Here is an 18,397-nt window from a genome sequence, read left to right on the forward strand (position 1 = left end):
ATGCCGGAGCTGACATGAAAACCAAACTTAACGAACTGCTTGAATTCCCTACGCCATTTACTTACAAAGTAATGGGGCAGGCGTTACCTGAGCTGGTTGATCAGGTGGTTGAAGTGGTACAGCGCCATGCGCCTGGTGATTACTCTCCGACGGTAAAACCGAGCAGCAAAGGCAACTACCACTCGGTCTCTATCACCATTAATGCCACCCATATTGAACAGGTTGAAACGCTGTACGAAGAACTGGGCAATATTGATATCGTGCGAATGGTATTGTAATACATCCAGACGGTTACCCGGTCTTATCCGGGTAACTCCCCGCCTCCCCCGCTGTGATATACTTTCCTCTCTTTTTTCATTCTCTACGGAGATGCCGTTTTGTATCAGGATAAAATCCTTGTCCGCCAGCTCGGCCTTCAGCCCTATGAAGCTATCTCTCAGGCCATGCATAACTTTACCGATATGCGCGATGAAAACAGCCATGATGAAATCTGGTTGGTTGAGCATTACCCGGTGTTTACCCAGGGCCAGGCCGGTAAAGCGGAACATATATTGATGCCTGGCGATATTCCCGTTGTGCAGAGCGATCGTGGAGGACAGGTGACCTATCATGGTCCGGGCCAACAGGTAATGTACGTTTTACTTAACCTGAAACGACGTAAACTGGGCGTGCGTGATTTAGTCACCCTACTTGAACAGACCGTGGTGAATACGCTGGCTGAAATTGGTATTGAGGCGCATCCGCGCGCCGATGCGCCGGGCGTCTACGTGGGTGAAAAGAAAATCTGCTCGCTGGGTTTACGTATCCGTCGCGGCTGCTCATTCCACGGTTTAGCGCTAAACGTTAACATGGATCTTTCTCCTTTCCTGCGTATCAACCCGTGTGGTTATGCCGGCATGGAAATGGCTAAAATAACGCAGTGGAAGGAAGACGCTACCACGGATAATATTGCGCCCCGCTTGCTGGCGAATATTTTAGCTCTGCTAAATAATCCACCGTATGAATATATTGCTGCTTAATGCGTAAAATATAATGGCCCAAGAAATTTATGGGTCATTAATCATATATGATTTGAATGCTTTACTTCTCCCCCCGCTTTCTATATTTTCGTTATATCCCTGCTGTAGCCGCCAGGCGGCATGGCCTCTTCAGTCCTCATGATGAGGAATTTTCCGTGAACAAAATCCCGGCCTTGCTGTTACTTATCTTATTGAAATGACTAAAAATATATTCATAAGAGTAATTTTAAAACCAACTCATAAATGCAAAATATACTATTTCATCTATTATTCATAATACGAATGAATTCGGAGCCAGAGCGTGAGTGATAATAATCAGGCAGAAAGACAACCGGCCGATCAACACCTACAAGACAAACCGCAAATTTTCAGAACACTGAGAAATATTGACCTCAATCTGTTGACGATTTTCGAGGCCGTATATGTCCATAAAGGGATCGTCAATGCAGCGAAAATTCTTAACCTGACGCCGTCAGCCATCAGCCAGTCCATTCAAAAATTACGGACTATATTTCCCGATCCGCTGTTTATTCGCAAAGGCCAGGGCGTAACGCCCACGACGTATGCTACGCATCTGCACGAATACATCAGCCAGGGGCTGGAATCTATTCTTGGCGCCCTGGATCTTACGGGCAGCTATGATAAGCAACGCACCATTACAATTGGCACGACGCCTTCGGTCGGCGCGCTAGTGATGCCGATTATTTACCAGGCCATCAGGCCGCGTTATCCTCAGCTTTTGCTGCGCAACATTCCGGTAGACGATGCCGAAAGCCAGCTTAGTCAGTTTCAGACCGATCTCATTATCAATACCCATAGCTATAACAACCGGAGCATCCAGCATCACGTCCTGTTTAGCGATACGCTTGAGATTGTCTGCCGCCAGCATCACCCGTGTCTGGCGAACGCCATTACTGAAGAGAGACTGAACAGCGCGGATCACACCTTTCTGATGCTGGAGGGACAACATCTTTCCCTGCTGCGCCAGCGACTGCAGGAGACATTTCCCGATCAGCAAATCAGTTTTAGCAGCTACAATATTTTTACCATTGCCTCGCTGATCGCCAGCAGCGATCTGCTGGGACTGATGCCCACCCGCTTCTACGACTTATTTAGCCGTTGCTGGCCGCTTGAAAGCCTTCCCTACGCGCCGGTGAATAGTGAACAGGTCGAGTTCTCGCTGCATTACAATAAACTGAGTCTGCGCGATCCGGTGCTGGAGAACGTCATTGATATCATCCGTGAGGCGTTCTGACAAAAATGTTGCATTCAGGTCACGGAAGATATGGGCAAACAGCACAAAACAACAACTATTTTACATTTTGCCGGGCTGTCAGGCTGCTTTATGGCCCTTATCAATGATATACTGCGTGTCACAAATTCAAAAATAGTTGATAAATACAACTTTCCCTTGAATTGAAACGCTTTCCTTCGTTATTCGCAACTGGAACACGCACGCTATGAGTAAACCCATTGTGATGGAACGCGGTGTAAAATACCGCGATGCCGATAAGATGGCTCTTATCCCGGTTAAAAATGTGGTCACAGAGCGCGACGCTCTACTACGTAAACCGGAATGGATGAAAATAAAACTTCCGGCGGATTCTACCCGTATCCAGGGCATCAAAGCCGCAATGCGCAAAAATGGCCTGCATTCTGTCTGCGAGGAAGCGTCTTGCCCAAACCTGGCTGAATGTTTCAACCACGGTACCGCTACGTTTATGATCCTTGGCGCCATTTGCACTCGCCGCTGTCCGTTCTGTGATGTCGCCCATGGCCGCCCCGTTGCGCCGGATGCGGAAGAGCCGCAGAAACTGGCGCAAACGATCGCCGACATGGCGCTACGCTATGTGGTCATCACCTCTGTCGACCGTGACGATCTGCGTGACGGCGGTGCCCAGCATTTTGCTGACTGCATCACTGCCATCCGTGCCAAAAGCCCGGAGATAAAAATAGAGACGCTGGTGCCAGACTTCCGTGGACGTATGGATCGCGCGCTGGATATCCTTAACGCGACGCCGCCGGATGTGTTTAACCACAACCTGGAAAACGTGCCGCGTATTTACCGCCAGGTTCGTCCGGGCGCCGATTACAACTGGTCGCTGAAATTACTGGAACGCTTCAAAGAAGCGCACCCGGAAATTCCGACAAAATCGGGTCTGATGGTGGGCTTAGGCGAAACCAATGCGGAAATCATTGAGGTTATGCGCGACTTACGCCGTCACGGCGTTACCATGCTGACGCTTGGTCAGTATCTACAGCCAAGCCGCCATCACCTGCCGGTACAGCGTTATGTCAGCCCGGAAGAGTTTGACGAGATGAAAGCGGAAGCTCTGGCGATGGGCTTTACCCATGCCGCCTGTGGCCCCTTTGTACGTTCTTCGTACCATGCTGATCTCCAGGCCAAAGGCATGGAAGTGAAATGATCGTGTAATAGACGCTTACATTTCAGGCAAAAAAAACCGGCAACTCGCCGGTTTTTTTACTCTGCGGAGCAAGCGCATCGCGCTATTACTCTTTGTGCGAGAGTTTTTCAGCCTGAACGCTACCGTCGACGTCTTTCTTAACGCCCGCGTCTTCATCGTTCATTGCTTTCTTGAATCCTTTAATCGCCGTGCCCAGGTCTCCGCCCAGCGTACGTAACTTCTTGGTACCAAACAGCAGAACAACCAGTGCGGCAACCACCAGCAGTTTGGTAATACTAATCTCACCCATAGATACCTTCTTCACTAAAAACAGGCTGCGTAACGCGCCGGATTAACCTGAGAATATTAACGGTCTTTCGACGCGCGCACACAATAGCAATCTGTAACAAGGTGAATCAAGCTTTGCGTAAAAAAACATCATAATAATTGCGGTGGCGCAAATCGTCGTTGCTGCAAAAGAGGAAGTTGCTCCCGCACCTGATCTATTCGTTCTCTGAATATTTCCGCGACGATCAGCGCCGGACGATCGGCTGCCGCGGCTATCGTTACCCCCAACGGATCGATAATACGACTTTGACCAATATTACGATTACCACACTCCCCGGCCGCAATCATATAGCAGGTGGTATCCAGCGCTCTCGCCGCCAGCAGCGTCGACCACTGCTGCTCTTTCAACGGGCCGCGAACCCAGCCCGTCGGCAGCGCCAATACGTCAGCCCCCTGTAAAGCCAGCGCTAACGCCATGTCAGGAAAGCGCAGGTCATAACAGGTCATAAGCCCCACCTTAACCCCCTCCACGTCCAGCACAGGCGCGATAACGGTTCCGGCATCAATACTTTGGGATTCTTGCATCGAAAACGCATCATAGAGATGCAGCTTCGCGTAACGCGCGACAATGTGACCCGCCCGTAGCGCCACCAGCATATTAACCGCCCGTCCAGGCGTTGACGGGACAAGGATAGTGAATATCGTCGTCATATTATTATGAGCGCTTTCTTCCAGAAGCCGCGTCATAAACTCGCCATCCAGCGGCTGCGCGGCGCGAATCGGCAGGTCAAGGTCGATGTCATTTCGCGCTAATATCCCCTCAGGCAACACCAGAAGCGATACGCCGCGGCCCGCCGCCTGAGCCATTAACGAAACGCAAACTTGCGCATTCTCTTCCCATACAGAACTCACCACAAACTGCCCGGCTGCAACGAACATATCCCCTCCCACACCTCTGTCAGGACTCGCCAATTATGCGTGTTCGGCGTTACACTCCTCTTGTATAGCAATTAAATAAAGGATTCGGCAGTGTTACAGCTTCTTTTAGCAGTTTTTATTGGCGGTGGAACGGGGAGCGTAGCCCGGTGGATGCTCAGTATGCGTTTTAATCCGCTTCATCAGGCGATTCCCATCGGTACGCTAACAGCAAATTTGCTTGGCGCGTTTATTATCGGCATGGGGTTCGCCTGGTTTAACCGCATGACACATATCGATCCGATGTGGAAAGTGCTCATTACGACCGGCTTTTGCGGCGGCCTGACGACCTTTTCTACTTTTTCTGCCGAAGTGGTATTCTTGCTGCAAGAGGGGCGCTTTGGCTGGGCGCTGCTGAATGTGCTGATTAACCTGTTGGGTTCGTTTGCCATGACGGCGCTGGCATTCTGGCTATTTTCCGCCGCAGCGGCGCGTTAAGCGCAAAAAAAACCCGCCGAAAGGGCGGGTTTTGAAATCTTGCTGTCGGACGTATGCTTACAGAGCAGTTACGTTTGCAGCGGAAGGGCCTTTGGCACCGTTAGTGATTTCGAACTCTACGCGCTGACCTTCAGCCAGAGTTTTAAAACCATTGGTCTGGATTGCAGAGAAGTGTACGAACACGTCTTTGCTGCCATCTTCCGGAGTAATGAAACCGAATCCTTTGGATTCATTAAACCACTTAACGTTACCTTTAATCTTAGACATCAAAATTACCTTTACATGAAAAATAGACACAAATGCTGTGTCGGATACCAGTACAACAATTGTGATGCATTTTGTCCAGTCGAACTTTGCGAAAAAGTGATAAATATCGCGTTAATTTTTAACTAACCCTATCTACTTATTGTTTTTTAAGGCTTTTTAATTCACAACAGAACAATGCCCTTCTCCGTCAAAACTGGAAACGCATCCAGGCAAAATAGACGTTTCCGTTGTTATACGAACCCGGAATGTAGGTCATCTGAAAGGTAGCGGGACCATAGCCTATCGATGCTAAAGGCAACAGCACAGGGATGGGAATATAATTCCAGTTGTCGCGCGCGGTAACGCCTGCGGTAAAGCCCAGTCCCAGACGAAAATTATCGTCTTCCAGCGGTCGCCAGGTTTTTTCCCAGCCATAACCGCCTATGGGTTCCCATTTGTTAAATGAATCTTTAAAGGCCATCATATAGAGGCCATGCCAGTTGCCTTTATCGTCCCAGCGCGACTGACCAAAACCAACGCCCCACGGCCGCTCGTTATAGCGATCCGTTTTCTCTTTATCGTAGGCAAAGCGCGCATGCCAGGTAATGGCGGGGACATACAAATCATAATGCTCAGGCTGTCGCCACGTTTCTGCGACGTTATCGGTAAACGTGTTAAACCACCCTTTATCCGCCGCAGAGACTGAAGGAATAGCCAGCCATGGCATAACAAGGAGAGCAATAATAAGAAAATACTTTCTGATGATCATCGCAACATACATACCGTTCAAAAATTCGACTGTGATAATAACAACATTAACCTGAATAAAATCTTAACAAACTATAAACAGAGAATAATCTGAGAGAGTATCGGGTTAACGGCGTTTGATTTAGCACTCAGAACCGTCACGCGCTCCTTAATAAGCTTTCACAAAAAACACAAAACAAAGCACAACAAATAAAACAATAAAATAACAATAAATTAATACTTATAGCACTACAGAAAATTCGTATAAACATATTTCATCTTTAGTGATGACATGAAAAAATAACCGCGCCGTGATTTTAATCAGTAAGGCGCCATCCTTTATTCGGTACATTTTTATACCACTTTTGTGGTTCTTATTTTTACTCTGGGTGTCGATAAGACAGGGGAAACAATGCTAACAGTTATAGAGCTCCTTATCGGAGTCGTCGTTATTGTGGGTGTAGCACGCTACATCATTAAGGGATATTCCGCCACTGGCGTTTTATTTGTCGGCGGTCTGGTTCTGCTTATTATCAGCGCGCTGATGGGGCATAAGGTATTACCTGCCAGCGAAACCAGTACCGGCTATACCGCAACAGATATTGTTGAATACATCAAAATTTTGCTTATGAGTCGCGGCGGCGATCTTGGCATGATGATCATGATGCTATGCGGCTTTGCCGCCTATATGACGCATATCGGCGCGAATGATATGGTCGTGAAGCTGGCGTCGAAACCTTTACAGTATATAAACTCGCCCTACCTGTTGATGATTGCCGCCTATTTTGTCGCCTGCCTGATGTCGCTGGCCGTCTCTTCCGCGACGGGGCTTGGCGTACTGCTCATGGCTACTCTCTTCCCGGTGATGGTCAACGTCGGCATTAGCCGCGGCGCGGCGGCGGCTATTTGCGCCTCTCCGGCCGCCATCATCCTCTCGCCAACGTCTGGCGATGTGGTTTTAGCCGCAAAAGCGGCGGAGATGCCATTAATCGATTTCGCGTTCAAAACCACGCTGCCGATTTCCATCGCCGCCATTATCGGTATGGCGATTGCGCATTTTTTCTGGCAACGCTATCTGGATAAAAAAGAGAACATTTCACATGAGATGCTGGACGTGGCGGAGATTACCACCACGGCCCCGGCGTTTTATGCCCTTTTGCCGTTCACGCCCATTATCGGCGTACTGATTTTTGACGGTAAATGGGGGCCGCAGTTGCACATTATTACCATTCTGGTGATCTGTATGCTGCTGGCCGCCGTGCTGGAATTCGTGCGCGGCTTCAACACGCAAAATGTGTTTTCCGGCCTGGAAGTGGCTTATCGCGGCATGGCGGATGCGTTTGCCGGCGTCGTGATGCTGCTGGTCGCGGCGGGCGTTTTCGCCCAGGGGCTGAGCACCATTGGCTTTATCCAAAGCCTGATCTCGATTGCCACTTCTTTTGGTTCCGCCAGCATTATTCTGATGCTGGTATTAGTGATTTTAACCATGCTGGCCGCGATGACCACCGGTTCAGGCAATGCGCCTTTTTACGCCTTTGTTGAGATGATCCCTAAACTGGCGCACTCCTCCGGCATCAACCCAGCCTATTTATCTATCCCAATGCTGCAAGCCTCAAACCTGGGGCGCACGATTTCGCCGGTCTCCGGCGTCGTGGTCGCTGTCGCCGGGATGGCTAAAATATCACCGTTTGAAGTGGTGAAGCGCACGTCCGTTCCGGTCATCGTCGGTCTGTTGATCGTCATTATCGCCACGGAAATTATGGTGCCAGGCGCCTCTTCCGCCGTTACTGGCGGCTGATAGACCGTAAGCCGGGGCGAGGGAAAACATCGCCCCGGCATCTTAAACCAGGCTTAGCCGCCGTGGTAAATACGCTGCGGCCTGCCCACTTTGCCATGAATAATCTCTGCGACAATCAGGTGCCGACTCGCGCAATATTCCAGGTAGCGTCGGGATGTGGTGCGGCTTATCGTTAAGGCCTGCGCGACCGTTTCAGCCGTATGGCGTACGGTTGGATCGGCAAACAGCTTCATCACCGCATTAAGGGTTAAGGCATCAATACCGGTCGGCAAATCCCCTTTCGGTTCGCCGCGCGCATAGGCGTTGAACATTTCATCTATCTGCTTCTGACTTGCGCTATCCGCGCTCGCCAGCATACGTCTGCGCTGTTGATAGCGGGTCAGCGTCTGCCCCAAACGCTCATAAGCAATAGGTTTGACCAGATAATCAAACGCACCGCTACGTACCGCTTCCGCTACCGTCTCCATGTCACTGGCGGCGGTCGTAAACACGACGCCGCCGGGATAGCGCGACTGCATTAATTCATGCAGCAGCGTAATCCCCTTCCCATCCGGCAGATAATTATCTAACAGAATTAATCCAGGTTTGAACCGGTCAATCATCATTCTCGCCTGCGCCAGATTGCCCGCCAGCCATATCTGGTTAAAGCCAGGAATATGGCGGATATATTCTGCGTGCATCTCCGCCAGCAGCGTTTCATCCTCAACGATCAATAGGGTTAATGGTTCTGTCATCGTTTTTTTTCACTTTCGGAAGGAATAAAGAAAATAAGGTGCCACAAGGATCATTGTCTTCCAGCGTAATGACCCCGCCACAGCGCCCCACATAACTTGCAATCAGATATAACCCGATACCATGCTCACCGGGTTCGTCGGTTCGGGTACTTACGCCCTGTTCAAAAATTTTTTCCCGCAGCGCTTCAGGAACGCCGCAGCCCTGGTCGGCGACCTCTATCACCACCTCGTCGCCCTCGTCGCTCAGGAAAAGTTCGATGGTATTGTCGCCTTCCTGTGTACGCAAACTCGCCTCAAACGCGTTATCCAGCAGATTCCCGACGATGGCGGCGAACTCCGTGCTATCCAGCCCCTCCGGCAGTTGATGTAGCTGGCTGCCGGGAACAATCACCATCTTGAGCCCCAGTTCACGCGCGCGCTGAACTTTGCCAAACAGCAAACCGGCCACCTGACGATCGGCGAAGGCGCCGAGTAAACTATCAATAAGTTGCTGCTGCGCCTGCGATTCGCCCTGCACCATCTCTCTGACCCGATCATACTCTTTCATTTGCAGCAGGCCGTTCAGAGTCGACATCCAGTTCAGGTGCTCATGGCGTAGCGTGCGCAGGCTCTCAACATACTGTTTAATCTGGGTTAGCTGCGCGTTCAACGTCGCGATTTCATCTTTGCTGCGAAAACTAATAATAGCGCCCAGCAGCTCCTCGCCGGAACGGATAGCCTCACGATTGGCGATGACGCTCAGGCCATTGAAGTTGGCCATCACGTCCTGGCGTCTTTCTGCGATCTGGCAGGTAAAAAAGTCTGCCGGATTGACGACTTCCGCGATCAGCTTGCCCAGCCACTGACGCCCCGGCGACGGCAGCCCCAACATTTTTCTCGCACTGCGGTTAATCGCGGTAATATGTCCCTCCGGATCAACGGCGATCAGCCCTTCATAAACCGAGCTAAACAACGCCTCCTGCTGGCGTACCACGCGCGCAATCTGTTTCGGCTCCATGCCCAGCATTTGTCGGCGGATATGCGCGGCGAAAAACCAGGAAAGCAGCATTAATACCACCAGCAACAGGACAAAAACCCCCGCCATCGGTAATAAGAAGTCCAGCCGCCAGGAGTCGATTTTACTGACCAGATAGCCAATTGAAACAACGCCGATCACGTTGCCTTTGTTGTCAAAGATAGGCGTTTTGGCGCGCATCGCCATCCCTATTGAGCCCTTACCGGTAATGAAATAACTTTCTCCTCTTTCCAGCGCGCCGGGTTTCGTAAACTGCATGGGATAGCCGATTTTTTCCGGATTCGGATGGTAAAGCCGGATCGAGTGGCGATCGCCTATCACCACATAGTCAAAATCCGTCCCGCGCTGCAGTTTATTCGCAATTATCGCCAGGCGTTTATAGTCCCGGTTTTTTACGGCAGCGATAATGCTGTCGTTAGAAGCAATAATTTTTGCCTGATTCATCGCCATATCACGAACATGGGACGCCAGATAATCTTCGAAACTGGCAGACAAATATTGTGCTAACGCTGCCACGATGAAAACAGAAACCACCAGAATGAGCAGAAAAATACGTAACGGAAACGCGAGTTGCCGAAAAAAAGGAAACAGCTTTTTATTTTTCTGATAGGACATTAAGGTTCCTTATGGGCATTTTTCTTCAGATTTATCGCAAATGTAATAAAAATGTTTTCAGCATCTTGATGCATATAAAAACCAATCGTTACAGATTCCCCACATTAAATCAATTAAACAACTAAAACCCACCGCCGGAATGGCGATTAAATTAATTAAAAAACTTAAAACCATAAAACACTTAAAAACCATCTAACGCTTTGTGAAATAAATCAAAATTTACCGCCAAAATACTCCTTACGATGTATACGTCAGAGAGAAAAATAAATAACTCGTCATAAAAAAACTCCCACTCTGACTGAAAAGAAAAAGTTATCAAGTTGCAACACAGCGCAACATATACAGAAAAGTGGCAACAAGCATATCACCAGGATATTTCTTACTATGTTTGGCAATAATGTATTCACTCGGGTAAAACGCTCTGAAAATAAAAAAATGGCGGAGATCGCTCACTTTCTCAAAGAGAATGATTTAAGCGTCGATACCACTGTAGAAGTGTTTATTACCGTCAGCCGTGATGACCGTCTTATTGCCTGCGGCGGTATTGCCGGAAATATCATTAAATGCGTGGCCATTAGCGAATCAGTACGCGGCGAAGGCTTAGCGTTAACGCTGGCGACGGAATTGATTAATCTCGCCTGGGAGCGGCACTGCACCCATCTTTTTATTTATACCAAAACGGAATACGAAGCGCTGTTTAAACAGTGCAGCTTTTCGACGATAGCCAGCGTCCCTGGCGTAATGGTCTTAATGGAAAATAGCGCGACCCGGTTGAAACGGTATGCGGAATCGCTGGCGACATTGCGTCATGAGGGAAAGAAAATTGGCTGTATCGTGATGAACGCCAATCCTTTCACGCACGGCCATCGCTATCTGATCCAACAGGCGGCGGCACAGTGCGACTGGCTGCATCTGTTCCTGGTCAAAGAAGATACATCACGCTTTCCCTATGAAGACCGACTCGATCTGGTTCTTAAAGGGACCACCGATATCCCGCGCTTAACCGTTCACCGCGGCTCCGAATACATTATTTCTCGGGCGACGTTCCCCTGCTATTTCATTAAAGAGCAGAGCGTCATTAATCACTGTTATACCGAAATCGACCTGAAGATTTTTCGCCAGTATCTGGCGCCCGCGCTTGGCATCACACACCGCTTTGTCGGTACGGAACCGTTTTGCACCGTTACCGCCCAGTACAACCTTGATATGCGTTTCTGGCTGGAGACGCCAACGCTTCCCGCCCCACCCATTACGCTGGTGGAAATAGAGCGGCTTTGCTTCCAGGAGACGCCGATATCCGCCTCCTGGGTACGCAAGCTGCTGGTTAAACACGATCTCACGGCTATCGCGCCGCTGGTTCCCGACGCCACCCTGCGCTATTTGCAGGGCATGGTCGAACGCCATCCGGGCAGCGCGGCAGCCCGTCAAAAGTCCCCCGTCTTAGCAACAGGTGAAAAATGAAAATAAACCAGCTAGCCGTCGCAGGCACGCTTGAGTCCGGCGATGTGATGATACGCATTGCGCCGCTCGATACGCAGGATATTGACCTGCAAATCAACAGTAGCGTTGAAAAACAGTTTGGCGAGGCCATTCGCGCCACCATCCTGGAGGTGCTTTCTCGCTACGACGTGCGCGGCGTACAACTGAACGTCGATGATAAAGGCGCTCTGGACTGCATTTTGCGCGCCCGACTGGAAACGCTACTGGCGCGCGCCAGCGGTATTGCCGCTCTGCCCTGGGAGGATCGCCAATGATTTCCGCCTCTCTGCAACAACGTAAAACCCGCACCCGCCGCAGTATGTTATTCGTACCGGGCGCCAACGCGGCGATGGTGAGCAATTCGTTTATCTACCCGGCCGACGCGCTGATGTTCGACCTGGAAGACTCCGTTGCATTACGCGAAAAAGATGCGGCGCGCCGTCTGGTATATCACGCGCTGCAACACCCGCTTTACCGTGACGTCGAAACCATTGTCCGCGTGAATGCGCTGGATTCCGAATGGGGCGTCAACGATCTGGAAGCGGTCGTGCGCGGCGGCGCGGACGTGGTGCGTTTACCGAAAACCGACACCGCGCAGGACGTCATTGATATCGAAAACGAAATTCTGCGCATTGAAAACGCCTGCGGTCGCGAACCGGGCAGTACCGGCCTGTTAGCTGCCGTGGAATCGCCGCTGGGTATTACCCGCGCGGTAGAAATCGCCCACGCCTCTGAACGGTTGATCGGGATTGCGCTGGGCGCGGAAGACTATGTTCGCAACCTGCGCACCGAACGCTCTCCGGAAGGCACCGAACTGCTGTTCGCCCGCTGCGCCATTTTGCAGGCCGCGCGTTCCGCCGGCATTCAGGCCTTCGATACCGTCTATTCCGACGCCAACAACGAAGCCGGTTTCCTGCAAGAAGCCGCCCACATTAAACAGTTGGGCTTTGACGGTAAGTCACTGATCAACCCCCGCCAGATCGAACTGCTGCACAACCTTTATGCGCCGACGCGTAAAGAGGTCGCCCATGCGCGTCTGGTCGTTGAAGCCGCAGAAGCCGCCGCCCGCGAAGGTCTCGGCGTCGTTTCCCTTAACGGCAAGATGGTCGACAGCCCGGTGATTGAACGCGCCCGTCTGGTGCTCTCCCGTGCAGAACTTTCCGGTATTCGCGAAGAATAAGGCAAAAAAATGACGCAGAAAAATGAATCTCAACGCCAGGATCGCGTAGCAGCCTGGAGCCGTCACGCTGAAAGCGAACTGAGCGCTTACCAAAGTGCGGCAAAATTGGATCTACAAGCGCAAAAACCGCGCGACCACAAACTGTGCGCCAGCCTGGAAGAGGCCATCCGCCGTTCCGGTTTACGCGACGGCATGACGCTCTCTTTTCACCACGCGTTTCGCGGCGGCGATCTGACGATTAACCTGGTGATGGAAACCATCGCGAAGATGGGCTTCAAAAATCTGACCCTGGCCTCCAGCTCGCTGAGCGACTGCCACGCGCCGCTGGTTGAACACATTCGTAACGGGGTGGTCAGCCGCATCTACACGTCAGGCCTGCGCGGCCCGCTGGCGGAAGAAATTTCTCGCGGCCTGCTGGCTGAGCCGGTTCAGATTCACTCCCACGGCGGTCGTGTACATCTGGTACAAAGCGGCGAACTCAACATTGATGTTGCGTTTCTTGGCGTGCCCTCCTGCGATGAATTCGGTAATGCTAATGGTTATACCGGCAAGGCCTGTTGCGGTTCACTGGGCTACGCGATGGTGGATGCCGACAGCGCGAAGCAGGTCGTGATGCTGACGGAGCAACTGCTGCCGTATCCGCATAACCCGGCAAGCATCTCTCAGGATCAGGTTGATCTGATCGTGCAAATCGAAGAAGTCGGTGATGCAAACAAAATCGGCGCTGGCGCGACCCGCATGACCACTAATCCGCGTGAACTGCTGATCGCCCGCAGCGCGGCGGAAGTCATTGCTCACTCCGGCTACTTCAACGAAGGTTTCTCCCTGCAAACCGGCACCGGCGGCGCATCGCTGGCGGTCACCCGCTTCCTGGAAGACAAAATGCGTAGCCGCAACATTGTGGCTAATTTCGCGCTGGGCGGTATCACCGCCACCATGGTCGACCTGCATGAAAAGGGCTTAATCCGCAAACTGCTTGACGTGCAGAGCTTCGATCGTAACGCTGCGCAATCTTTGGCCCGCAACCCGAACCATATCGAAATCAGCGCTAACCAGTACGCCAACTGGGGCTCTAAAGGTGCTTCCGTCGACCGTCTGGACGTGGTGGTGCTGAGCGCGCTGGAAGTAGACACCCACTTCAATGTTAACGTGCTGACCGGCTCCGACGGCGTTCTACGCGGCGCGTCCGGCGGCCACTGCGATACCGCCGTCGCGGCGGCGCTGTCCATCATCGTCGCGCCGCTGGTGCGCGGTCGCATCCCAACGCTGGTTGATAACGTCACCACCTGCGTCACACCAGGCTCCAGCGTCGACATTCTGGTCACCGATCACGGTATCGCCGTCAACCCGGCGCGTCCGGAGCTGGCTGAACGACTGCAAGCAGCGGGAATGAAAGTGGTATCGATTGAGTGGCTGCGCGAACGCGCGCAACTGCTTACCGGTCAGCCCCGCCCTATCGAATTCACCGACCGCGTGATTGCTGTCGTGCGTTATCGCGACGGTTCAGTGATCGATGTGGTGCATCAGGTGAAGGAATAAGCCATGCGCCTGTTTCCTGAACTCGCCACCTGTCACGACGTTTCTATTCCTGAGCTGCTCGCCAGCCGGGATGAGAGACAAGCAAGACAGCGCGCCTGGCTAACGCGCCACGCCACTCCACTGGTCTCCTTTACCGTGGTGGCGCCAGGCCCGATAAAAGACAGCGCGTTAACCCGCCGGATCTTTAATCACGGCGTGACTGCCCTGCACACGCTGGCAGAAGAGTATGGCTGGACTATCCGGGAGCAGGCTGCACTGGCTTCCGCCAGCGGGCCGGAAGGGCTGCTAGCGATTGACGCGCCCGCTCAGGCGCTCAAACAGGCGACCATCGCACTTGAACAGCGTTATCCACTGGGGCGCCTGTGGGATATCGATGTCCTGACGGCGGAAGGCGAAATACTCTCCCGCCGCCATTTCGCGCTTCCCGCCCGCCGCTGTCTGCTGTGCGGGCAAAGCGCGGCTGAATGCGCGCGGGGTAAAACCCACGCGCTGACTGATTTACTGATTCATATGGAGGCGCTGCTGCATGATGCCGATTCCCGCCAACCCGACTAACGCCTCCATTCAGCCTCAGTCGCTGTATGACGCCTGGGCCGATTTGGCCTGGCGCGCCATGCTGACCGAGGTAAATTTATCGCCAAAACCCGGTCTGGTAGACCGACTAAACTGCGGCGCGCACAAAGATATGGCGCTGGCGGATTTTCACCGCAGCGCAGAGGCGATTCGACACTGGCTGCCGCGCTTTATGGAATATGGCGCCAGCTGCACGCGCCTGCCGCCAGAGTCAGTTCTGGCGGGCCTGCGTCCATTGGGGATGGCCTGTGAAGCAGCGATGTTTCGCGCAACGGCGGGCGTCAATACCCATAAAGGCAGCATTTTCTCGCTGGGGTTACTGTGCGCCGCCATTGGCCGCCTGTATCAGCTACGCCAGCCGATCGCTGCAGAAACACTCTGCGCTACCGCCGCCGATTTTTGCCGCGGCCTGACCACGCGCGAACTGCGCCAGAACAACCTACAGCTCACCGCAGGTCAGCGGCTGTATCAGCAACTGGGATTAACTGGCGCGCGCGGCGAAGCGGAGGCGGGCTATCCGCTGGTCATCCGCCACGCGTTACCGCACTACCGCGCATTGCTGGCGCAGGGGCGCGATCCGGAACTGGCGCTGCTTGATACCTTACTGCTGCTGATGTCGCTTAACGGCGATACCAACGTCGCGTCGCGCGGCGGGGCGGACGGTCTGCGCTGGTTACAGCAGCAGGCGGCGGTCTTATTACATCAGGGCGGCATACGGACGCCTGACGATCTCGTTTATCTCCACCGGTTCGATCAGCAATGCATTGAACGCAATCTCAGCCCAGGCGGTAGCGCCGATCTGCTGATCGTGACCTGGTTTTTAGCGCAAATTTCGCAAGTTAATCATTAACACAATTATAGAAAATATCCTTTCCGGAGAGTCATTTATGTCTTTATCCAAAGATAATATATGGAAGTTGTTGGCCCCATTAGTGGTGATGGGCGTCATGTTGCTAATTCCTGTTCCAGATGGTATGCCGCCGCAGGACTGGCACTATTTTGCGGTTTTCGTCGCGATGATTGTCGGTATGATCCTGGAGCCGATCCCGGCGACAGCGATCAGTTTTATCGCCGTAACCATTTGCGTTATCGGCAGCAATTACCTGCTATTTGACGCTTCGGAACTGGCCGATCCGGCGTTTAACGCCAGTAAACAGGCGCTGAAATGGGGGCTTGCCGGTTTCTCCAGCACCACGGTCTGGCTGGTTTTCGGCGCGTTTATTTTCGCGCTGGGCTACGAAGTGACCGGGCTGGGGCGCCGCATTGCGCTGTTTCTGGTAAAATTCATGGGTAAACGCACGCTGACGCTCGGCTATGCGATTGTCATTATCGATATTTTGCTGGCGCCGTTTACTCCCTCCAATACGGCTCGTACCGGCGGGACTGTCTTCCCGGTCATCAAGAACCTGCCGCCGCTGTTTAAATCGTTTCCAAACGATCCTTCCGCACGCCGCATCGGCGGTTATTTGATGTGGATGATGGTGATCAGTACCAGCCTGAGCTCTTCGATGTTTGTCACTGGCGCGGCCCCGAACGTATTAGGTCTGGAGTTCGTCAGCAAGATCGCTGGCGTCCAGATTAGCTGGCTGCAGTGGTTTCTCAGCTTTCTGCCGGTAGGGATTATTTTACTGATCGTTGCGCCGTGGCTCTCCTATGTACTTTATAAACCTGAAGTGACCCACAGTGCGGAAGTCGCGGCCTGGGCTGGCGGCGAGTTAAAAAACATGGGGCGTCTGTCCCGCAAAGAGTGGACGCTGATTGGCCTGGTGCTGCTTAGCTTAGGATTGTGGGTTTTTGGTGGAAAAATCATCAACGCCACTGCCGTGGGTCTGCTGGCCGTCTCGCTGATGCTGGCGTTGCATGTTGTGCCGTGGAAAGATATTACGCGCTACAACAGCGCCTGGAACACCCTGGTGAACCTCGCTACGCTGGTGGTCATGGCCAATGGCTTAACCCGCTCCGGCTTTATTGACTGGTTCGCCAATACCATGAGTACGCATCTGGAAGGTTTCTCGCCGGATGCAACCGTGATTGTACTGGTACTGGTGTTCTATTTCGCGCACTATCTGTTCGCCAGTCTTTCCGCTCACACCGCGACCATGCTGCCGGTCATTCTGGCAGTGGGTAAAGGCATTCCGGGCGTTCCGATGGAACAACTGTGTATTCTGCTGGTGCTGTCTATCGGTATCATGGGCTGTCTGACGCCGTATGCCACCGGCCCTGGTGTGATTATCTACGGCTGCGGTTACGTGAAATCCAGAGACTACTGGCGGCTTGGCGCAATCTTTGGCGTTATCTATATCGCGATGCTGTTGCTGGTGGGCTGGCCGATTCTGGCAATGTGGAATTAAACATTACGCCAACGCAGGTTAAAAATGATGCCGTTCAGGTTCACCTGAGCGGCATTTTTTATGATTAAATGGGTAACATTCATAATGTGTATAAATTATCGAATTCATCATGAACACAATATGGCATTACAGTCCGCTGCTGGCTGCCCTCTTAACCCCGATTTTTGCCGCCAACGCCGACGAACTTCAGGCGCAACAGTACGGTGATTTCACTGACTATGTGCTGGCGCTTTCCTGGCAAACCGGTTTTTGTCAAAGCCAGCATGAACGCCGCCATCGGGAGCCCGATGAGTGCCGTCTGCAAAAAGAGCCAGCCAACAAAGCAGACTTTCTGACCGTCCACGGCCTGTGGCCAGGATTACCCAAATCTATCGCCGCACGCGGTGTTGACCAGAGACGCTGGCAGCGCTTTGGTTGTGCGACGCGGCCAATCCCGAATCTGCCTGAAGTCAAGGCCAGCCGGAAATGCTCAGCCCCCACCCCCGGACTTTCGCCTGACATCGCGACAGCGCTTAAGGAAGTGATGCCCGGCGCGGGGGGGAATTCCTGTCTGGAGCGCTACGAATATGCCAAACATGGCGCCTGTTTCGGGTTTGATCCCAATGCCTATTTCGGCACCATGATACGGCTGGATAAGGCGATAAAAGACAGCGCGCTGGGGCAGTTTCTGACGGATAATTACGGCAAAACCGTTAGCCGCGCTGAGTTTGATAGCGTCGTCGCACAAATGTGGGGCCAGGATAATGTCAAAGCCGTTAAAGTAAACTGCCATGGCAATCCCGCCTATTTAACAGAGATTCAGTTTTCATTAAAGGCGTCGATGATTAACGCCCCGCTCTCCTCTGCCTCATTCCAGCCGCAGCCGCATCCCGGCAACTGCGGGAAACAGTTTATTATCGATAAAGCCGGTTATTGACGAAGCAGAGGTTTAAAACCGTAGCCACATTTGAGAACACGCCCGAATGTAGACTAAAATTCACTCAGGGCTATGACGT

At 52.5% G+C, this 18,397-nt stretch carries 20 protein-coding genes; 14 read left to right on the top strand and 6 right to left on the bottom strand.

The window, feature by feature from the left end; genetic code table 11:
• The first annotated feature begins 14 nt into the window (after nt 1-14).
• From ybeD to lipA, 4 genes are all read left to right on the top strand, one after another.
• Nucleotides 15-278: a DUF493 family protein YbeD gene (gene ybeD / locus ACQ29O_RS15555; RefSeq protein WP_000850547.1), complete on the top strand. Its 264-nt coding sequence runs from the start codon at nt 15-17 to the stop codon at nt 276-278.
• Between the two features lie 99 nt (nt 279-377).
• Nucleotides 378-1,019: a lipoyl(octanoyl) transferase LipB gene (lipB, locus tag ACQ29O_RS15560; protein WP_000284009.1), complete on the top strand. Its 642-nt coding sequence runs from the start codon at nt 378-380 to the stop codon at nt 1,017-1,019.
• Nucleotides 1,020-1,320: 301 nt separating this feature from the next.
• A complete protein-coding gene (locus ACQ29O_RS15565; protein WP_001282820.1) occupies nt 1,321-2,274 on the top strand; it encodes a YbeF family transcriptional regulator in 954 nt (317 codons plus the stop codon).
• A gap of 205 nt (nt 2,275-2,479) precedes the next feature.
• Nucleotides 2,480-3,445, top strand: a complete 966-nt coding sequence (lipA, locus tag ACQ29O_RS15570; RefSeq protein WP_000042640.1) for a lipoyl synthase — start codon at nt 2,480-2,482, stop codon at nt 3,443-3,445.
• 85 nt (nt 3,446-3,530) lie between these two features.
• On the opposite strand, the gene tatE is transcribed toward lipA, so the two are convergent.
• Nucleotides 3,531-3,734 carry a twin-arginine translocase subunit TatE gene (gene tatE / locus ACQ29O_RS15575; protein WP_000503938.1) on the bottom strand — a complete coding sequence of 68 codons (204 nt, stop codon included), beginning with the start codon at nt 3,732-3,734 and terminating at the stop codon, nt 3,531-3,533.
• 128 nt (nt 3,735-3,862) lie between these two features.
• A complete protein-coding gene (locus tag ACQ29O_RS15580; RefSeq protein WP_000495785.1) occupies nt 3,863-4,651 on the bottom strand; it encodes a deaminated glutathione amidase in 789 nt (262 codons plus the stop codon).
• Nucleotides 4,652-4,741: 90 nt separating this feature from the next.
• On the opposite strand from ACQ29O_RS15580, the gene crcB reads away from it, so the two are divergent.
• Entirely contained in the window at nt 4,742-5,125 is a 384-nt protein-coding gene (gene crcB / locus ACQ29O_RS15585; protein WP_000939753.1) for a fluoride efflux transporter CrcB, read from the top strand.
• A gap of 57 nt (nt 5,126-5,182) precedes the next feature.
• Here crcB and cspE read toward each other — a convergent pair whose 3' ends face one another.
• Nucleotides 5,183-5,392 (bottom strand): transcription antiterminator/RNA stability regulator CspE, encoded by a 210-nt coding sequence (gene cspE, locus ACQ29O_RS15590; RefSeq protein ID WP_000034826.1) that lies wholly within the window; start codon nt 5,390-5,392, stop codon nt 5,183-5,185.
• Between the two features lie 187 nt (nt 5,393-5,579).
• Nucleotides 5,580-6,152, bottom strand: coding sequence for a lipid IV(A) palmitoyltransferase PagP (gene pagP / locus ACQ29O_RS15595; RefSeq protein ID WP_000289055.1), 573 nt, complete (start codon nt 6,150-6,152; stop codon nt 5,580-5,582).
• A 378-nt stretch (nt 6,153-6,530) separates the two neighbouring features.
• Here pagP and dcuC point away from each other — a divergent pair, with 378 nt between their 5' ends.
• On the top strand, nt 6,531-7,916 hold the full coding sequence (gene dcuC, locus ACQ29O_RS15600) for an anaerobic C4-dicarboxylate transporter DcuC (RefSeq protein ID WP_000958619.1): 1,386 nt from the start codon (nt 6,531-6,533) through the stop codon (nt 7,914-7,916).
• A gap of 53 nt (nt 7,917-7,969) precedes the next feature.
• On the opposite strand, the gene dpiA is transcribed toward dcuC, so the two are convergent.
• Nucleotides 7,970-8,650, bottom strand: a complete 681-nt coding sequence (dpiA, locus tag ACQ29O_RS15605; RefSeq protein WP_000138786.1) for a two-component response regulator DpiA — start codon at nt 8,648-8,650, stop codon at nt 7,970-7,972.
• Nucleotides 8,619-10,280, bottom strand: a complete 1,662-nt coding sequence (dpiB, locus tag ACQ29O_RS15610; RefSeq protein ID WP_000121821.1) for a sensor histidine kinase DpiB — start codon at nt 10,278-10,280, stop codon at nt 8,619-8,621. Before dpiB ends, dpiA begins: the two co-directional genes overlap by 32 nt.
• Before the next feature lie 384 nt (nt 10,281-10,664).
• On the opposite strand from dpiB, the gene citC reads away from it, so the two are divergent.
• The 8 genes from citC (at nt 10,665) to rna (ending at nt 18,318) form a co-directional block, all read left to right on the top strand.
• Nucleotides 10,665-11,741, top strand: coding sequence for a [citrate (pro-3S)-lyase] ligase (citC, locus tag ACQ29O_RS15615; RefSeq protein ID WP_000467872.1), 1,077 nt, complete (start codon nt 10,665-10,667; stop codon nt 11,739-11,741).
• Entirely contained in the window at nt 11,738-12,034 is a 297-nt protein-coding gene (citD, locus tag ACQ29O_RS15620) for a citrate lyase acyl carrier protein (RefSeq protein ID WP_000700679.1), read from the top strand. The genes citC and citD overlap by 4 nt, the downstream gene beginning before the upstream one ends.
• The gene (citE, locus tag ACQ29O_RS15625; protein ID WP_000622342.1) at nt 12,031-12,939 is read left to right on the top strand and encodes a citrate (pro-3S)-lyase subunit beta; all 909 of its coding nucleotides are present in this window, start codon (nt 12,031-12,033) and stop codon (nt 12,937-12,939) included. Before citD ends, citE begins: the two co-directional genes overlap by 4 nt.
• A 9-nt stretch (nt 12,940-12,948) precedes the next feature.
• On the top strand, nt 12,949-14,478 hold the full coding sequence (citF, locus tag ACQ29O_RS15630; RefSeq protein WP_000192328.1) for a citrate lyase subunit alpha: 1,530 nt from the start codon (nt 12,949-12,951) through the stop codon (nt 14,476-14,478).
• Nucleotides 14,479-14,481: 3 nt separating this feature from the next.
• The gene (gene citX, locus ACQ29O_RS15635) at nt 14,482-15,033 is read left to right on the top strand and encodes a citrate lyase holo-[acyl-carrier protein] synthase (protein WP_001236063.1); all 552 of its coding nucleotides are present in this window, start codon (nt 14,482-14,484) and stop codon (nt 15,031-15,033) included.
• Entirely contained in the window at nt 15,005-15,901 is an 897-nt protein-coding gene (gene citG, locus ACQ29O_RS15640) for a triphosphoribosyl-dephospho-CoA synthase CitG (protein ID WP_000982655.1), read from the top strand. Before citX ends, citG begins: the two co-directional genes overlap by 29 nt.
• Nucleotides 15,902-15,938: 37 nt before the next feature.
• Nucleotides 15,939-17,402: a citrate/succinate antiporter CitT gene (gene citT / locus ACQ29O_RS15645; RefSeq protein ID WP_000059042.1), complete on the top strand. Its 1,464-nt coding sequence runs from the start codon at nt 15,939-15,941 to the stop codon at nt 17,400-17,402.
• Nucleotides 17,403-17,511: 109 nt separating this feature from the next.
• Entirely contained in the window at nt 17,512-18,318 is an 807-nt protein-coding gene (gene rna / locus ACQ29O_RS15650; protein ID WP_001092577.1) for a ribonuclease I, read from the top strand.
• Nucleotides 18,319-18,397: the final 79 nt, after the last annotated feature.

It is taken from the genome of Salmonella sp. GDC200615, assembly GCF_050574145.1.
GTDB classification, from domain to species: Bacteria; Pseudomonadota; Gammaproteobacteria; order Enterobacterales; family Enterobacteriaceae; genus Salmonella; species Salmonella enterica.